Raw genomic sequence first — 4,920 nt, 5'->3', positions numbered from 1 at the left:
GTCTTGGGGTCTCCTCACGAGGGGCTCGGACGGCGGGGGCCGCGGGGGAGCGGGAGCCGCCCTGCCGGCGCCTCCGGTCCGACGGCTTTTGGGCGGAGGGCTCGGTGCCCGGCGGCTCGGGGTCCGCCACCTCGGGGTCCGCCGGCGTCCCGCTCGCCGGTCCCTCGTCCCGCAGGGGCTCCAGCGGTCGCGACTGTGCCCAGTGCGGACCCAGGTCGTCCAGCGTCCAGCCGAACGGATACGTGCGGGGCTTCGGGCCGCGTGGGAACCGCTCCGGGCGGGCCGGCAGCAGCCGGATGCACGCCGCACGCAGACGGAACGTCCGGTGCACGACAGCCCGCACCCAGACCGGCTGCGGCCGGAAGCCGAGCGCCCTCAGCAGTGGTTCGTCGAGCACGGCCAGCGACGCCCGTACGGCGATCTTGCGCAGCGGGGCCGGATACCACGCGGCCATCACGCGTAAAGTGGCCGCCGCGACACGGCGGTTGGCGGGGTCGTAGGCGAACATCTCCCGCTCGTAGGCGTCGTGCATCCGCTCGAACTCGGCGTAGGTGCGGGGCACTCCGGAGATGCCCATCATCTCGCCCATCCGCCGGCCCACCAGCGCCAGGGTCTCCGTCTCCTGCGCGCACAACGGCCGCCACCCGAACCGGTCGATCCACCGCTTCGGCCCGACCACCGTGGTGGCCAGCACATACAGGAAGTCCTCGTTGAGGATCCGGTACCGGCCGTGGATGCGATTCAGATGACGCGCGGCGGCACGCCCGTGCTCCGAGTCCATGCCGTCGCGCACCATCTCGTACGCGATCAGCACCGTGTCGTCGTACCGCTTCTGGCCGGCACGCTCGAACTCCTGTGTGCGGTCGAGCAGTCGGGAGATGCGGGGGACGCCGTAGTCGCGCAGGAAGGCGACGGACGTGCCGTGCAGGTAGTCGCGGGGGAACTCGTACTGGGTGATCCACCGGTAGATCTGCTCGAAGTCCCGCTGCGGATCCATCTGGCGCATCCGGGCGAGCCGGCCATAACGGCCCATGCTGATGCCTCCCTCGGCAAAGCGACCCCTGGTGCAACGGTGATACTGAAACTATTGACTTGTAACATCGCCGTCAATACTCGGGACGGTCCGAGCCGATCCCGCGTCCGGTGCGGCTCTGCCGCTCAGGGTGCGTCCGGTGGGTGGTACGCTGACCCTTTTGCCGGGCCTTCCTCGGCACGTCCCCTGCGGAAGGCTCCCTGTGACCCACCCCGACGCCACGACGCCCGCCGACGCGCCGGACGGCACCTTCGCCGCCCTGGGGCTTCCGGAGAGCGTGCTGCGCACCCTGGACCGGCTCGGAGTGCGGGAGCCCTTCCCCATCCAGGCGGCCACGCTGCCCGACGCCCTCCGCGGACGCCACGTCCTGGGGCGCGGACGCACCGGCTCCGGCAAGACGCTCGCCTTCGGCCTCCCCCTGCTGACCCGCTCGGCGGGGCGCCGCGCCGAACCCAAGCAGCCCCTCGCCCTGGTCCTGGTGCCCACCCGCGAGCTGGCCCAGCAGGTCACCCAGGCCCTGGAGCCGTATGCCGAGGCGCTGCGGCTGCGGATGGCGACCGTCGTCGGCGGCCTGTCGATCAGCCGCCAGATCGCCGCGCTGCGCCAGGGGGCCGAGGTGGTCGTCGCCACGCCAGGGCGTCTGCACGACCTCGTCGAGCGCAACGCCTGCGCGTTGGGACGGGTGAGAATCACCGTCCTGGACGAAGCCGACCAGATGTGCGACCTGGGCTTCCTGCCGCAGGTGTCCGGACTGCTCGCCCAGGTGCGTCCCGACGGTCAGCGCATGCTGTTCTCCGCCACCCTGGACGGCGACGTCGGGCAGCTGGTCCGCGACCACCTCCACGACCCCGTCGTCCACTCCGTCGACCCGGCCGGCGCCGCCGTCGCCGGCATGGAGCACCACCTCCTCGTCGTCCACGGCCCCGACCGCTACGCCGTCACCACCGAGATTGCCGCCCGCGACGGCCGCGTCCTGCTGTTCCTCGAGACGAAGCACGCCGTCGACCGGCTCACCCGTCACCTGCGGGCGAGCGGGGTGCGTGCCGGGGCCCTGCACAGCGGCAAGTCCCAGCCGCAGCGCACCAAGACCCTGGCCCAGTTCAAGGAAGGCGGCCTCACCGTCCTCGTCGCGACCGATGTCGCCGCCCGAGGCCTGCACGTCGACGACCTCGACCTCGTCGTCAACGTCGATCCGCCCGCCGACGCCAGGGACTACGTGCACCGGGCGGGCCGCACCGCCCGCGCCGGCGCGTCCGGCCGCGTGGTCACGCTCGTCGCGTCGGGCGGGCGCCGCGAGACGCTCCACATGCTGGCCGAGGCCGGCATCAAGGCCACCGTCACCCCGGTGCGCTCCGGCGAGGCGGCACTGACCCGCATCACCGGGGCCAAGGCCCCCTCCGGCGTCCCCCTCGACGGCGGGCCCGCCGCGCCCCGCCCCAAGAACACCAACGCGCCCTTCCGGGGCATGGGCACCAGCAAGGGCGCCCCGCGCGGCGGCTCCGGCGGTAAGTCCCGCAAGGCCGGCGAGGCGCGCAGGCTCGCCGAGGCGCGCCGGGCCGCGCAGGTGCGCCGCGGCGGCTGAGCGGCACCGCGCCGCGATATTCGCTGCCCGCACGGTGCCCGGCGTGACAAGCTGTGCTCGCCCGTCCGTCCCCGAACCCAGGAGGTCACCATGACCGCAGAACCCCCCGCCACGGAAGGTTCGGAGCCGGCCGACGCCGCGACGCCCCCGGTCACACCGGAGGCCGACGGCACCTACGACCTCAAGCGCAAGTTCCGCGAGGCGCTGGAGCGCAAGCGCGGCGCGCAGGCGGAGGCGTCCGAGGCCGCCGGCAACCCGAACGCGTCCAAGGTGCGCGCCACGCACGGGCCGGCGACGCACCAGCGGTCCTTCCGCCGCAAGAGCGGCTGAGCCAGGTCCGTCCCGTCCGGCCCGTGACGCCCGCGCGTCACGGGCCGGACGGCTCTCACCACCGGTTGCGGGCCTCCTCCGCCCAGCCGGTGAGCACCTCTGCGCACCTCATCCCTGCGCGACCACCGCCGCGAACATCCCCGCCTGGTACGAGCCGCCCTTCTGGTGGGTGATGACCGCCAGCCGGTTGGCCGCGTTGATCATCCCGACCAGGCAGACCAGCGCGGCCGTCTGGTCGTCGTCGTAGTGCTTGCGCACCAGCGCCCAGGTCTCGTCGGACACGCCCTGGTGGGCGTCGGCGAGGCGGGTGCCCTCCTCGGCGAGCGCGAGCGCGGCCCGCTCCGCCTCCGTGAACACGGTGGTCTCGCGCCACACGGCGACCAGGTGCAGCCGGACATCGCTCTCCCCGGCCGCCGCGGCCTCCTTGACGTGCATGTCGACGCAGTGGCCGCAGCCGTTGATCTGGCTGGCGCGCAACGACACCAGCTCCTGCACGGACTTCGGCAGCGGCGAGTCGTGGAGCACCAGCGCCGCGCCGGCGAACCGCTTGGCGAAACGGGAGGCGATGTCGTTCTCGAACAGGTTGAAACGGGCGTCCATCGTGAAGTCCTCACTCGTGGTCGTGTTCGGGACACCCACCAGATGCCGGACGGCCGTACCGTGTGACGGGCTGCCGGAGTGAGGTGGACCACACGCCGCCGCTGTCACAGAACCGGGCCGGCCGGCGTCCTGTGCGTATGACTGTGATCGGGAGCCGGCACCAGGGAGCGGATGTGACCAGCGGGGACGGAAGCGGCGGCGGGCGAGGCGGGGGAGCGGGGCCCGCCACCGAGGACTTCCTCACCCATCGGAACCTGCTGTTCACCGTCGCCTACGAGATCCTCGGCTCGGCCGCCGACGCCGAGGACGTCCTCCAGGAGACCTGGCTGCGCTGGGCCGGCGTCGACCTCGCCGAGGTGCGGGACCGGCGCGCGTACCTGGTGCGGATCACCACCCGCCAGGCCCTGACCCGGCTGCGCACGCTGGGCCGCCGCAAGGAGTCCTACGTCGGTTCCTGGCTGCCCGAGCCGCTGCTCACCTCGCCCGACGTCGCCGAGGACGTCGAACTGGCCGACAGCGTCTCGATGGCGATGATGCTGGTGATGGAGACCCTCGCGCCGACCGAGCGCGCGGTGTTCGTGCTGCGCGAGGTGTTCGACGTCGGCTACGACGAGATCGCGGAGGCCGTCGGCAAGTCCCCCACGGCCGTGCGGCAGATCGCGCACCGGGCCCGCGCCCATGTGGCGGACAGGCGGCCCCGCGGGGCCCTGTCACCGCAGCGCACCCGCCATGTCCTGGACGCGTTCCGACGGGCCGTGGAGACGGGCGACCTCCAGGGGCTGCTGGACGTCCTGGCGCCGGACGTCGTCCTGCTCGGCGACGGCGGCGGGATCAAGCAGGCGGTGCTGCGGCCGGTCGTCGGCGCGGACAAGGTGGCCCGGCTGCTGCAGGGCGGGCTGCGCAAGGTCCCCGCCGCGCTGACGCTGCGGCCGGCGCTGGTCAACGGCGGTCCCGCGCTGGTGCTGCACCTCGACGGCGAACTGGACAGCGTGCTCGCGGTCCGCGTCGACGACGGCCTGGTCACCGGCCTGTACGCCGTGCGCAACCCGGAGAAGCTGTCGCACATGGAGCGGGAGATCCCGCTGCGCCGGTGAGAATCGGCCCCGTCCGCCGGCCGCTACTGCTGTTCGCGCCCCGTCCGCCGGCCGCTACTGCTGTTCGCGCCGCGCCCGGCGGGCGGAGCGGCGGCGGAGCAGCACCGGCAGCACGTACCAGCACAGCCCGAACCACAGCATGACCGCGCCCACCAGCACCTCGGCGAGCACGCCCGGCACCACGAACCGCAGGATCAGCAGCAGCGTGCAGCCGATGGTGAGCGCGAGCAGCACCATCCCGCACACCATCAGGCGTCCGGCCGTCTCCACCAGTTCGTCCT

Annotated in this window: 5 protein-coding genes and 1 pseudogene; 3 read left to right on the top strand and 3 right to left on the bottom strand. The window is 73.2% G+C overall.

From position 1 onward, the window contains the following. Nucleotides 1–157 precede the first annotated feature (157 nt). Nucleotides 158–1,033: pseudogene (locus CCN29_RS32005) on the bottom strand (oxygenase MpaB family protein); the annotation flags it as partial. A gap of 202 nt (nucleotides 1,034–1,235) precedes the next feature. Between CCN29_RS32005 and CCN29_RS32000 the strand changes: the two are divergent. Continuing rightward, on the top strand, nucleotides 1,236–2,615 hold the full coding sequence (locus CCN29_RS32000; protein ID WP_006131962.1) for a DEAD/DEAH box helicase: 1,380 nt from the start codon (nucleotides 1,236–1,238) through the stop codon (nucleotides 2,613–2,615). Nucleotides 2,616–2,705: 90 nt separating this feature from the next. Continuing rightward, on the top strand, nucleotides 2,706–2,945 hold the full coding sequence (locus tag CCN29_RS31995; protein ID WP_006131961.1) for a DUF5302 domain-containing protein: 240 nt from the start codon (nucleotides 2,706–2,708) through the stop codon (nucleotides 2,943–2,945). Between the two features lie 108 nt (nucleotides 2,946–3,053). Here CCN29_RS31995 and CCN29_RS31990 read toward each other — a convergent pair whose 3' ends face one another. Next, a complete protein-coding gene (locus CCN29_RS31990; RefSeq protein ID WP_006131960.1) occupies nucleotides 3,054–3,545 on the bottom strand; it encodes a carboxymuconolactone decarboxylase family protein in 492 nt (163 codons plus the stop codon). A 137-nt stretch (nucleotides 3,546–3,682) separates the two neighbouring features. On the opposite strand from CCN29_RS31990, the gene CCN29_RS31985 reads away from it, so the two are divergent. Further along, on the top strand, nucleotides 3,683–4,639 hold the full coding sequence (locus CCN29_RS31985) for an RNA polymerase sigma-70 factor (protein WP_442538609.1): 957 nt from the start codon (nucleotides 3,683–3,685) through the stop codon (nucleotides 4,637–4,639). A gap of 54 nt (nucleotides 4,640–4,693) precedes the next feature. Here the strand turns inward: CCN29_RS31985 and CCN29_RS31980 are convergent. After that, on the bottom strand, nucleotides 4,694–4,920 hold a 227-nt coding region (locus tag CCN29_RS31980), incomplete at its 5' end, for a DUF6328 family protein (RefSeq protein WP_442538608.1).

The sequence above is a fragment of the Streptomyces pseudogriseolus genome (genome assembly GCA_002154585.1).
Classification (GTDB): Bacteria; Actinomycetota; Actinomycetes; order Streptomycetales; family Streptomycetaceae; genus Streptomyces; species Streptomyces pseudogriseolus.
Note: the sequence above shows the minus strand (reverse complement) of the source record. Positions and strands in the feature narration are given on the sequence as shown.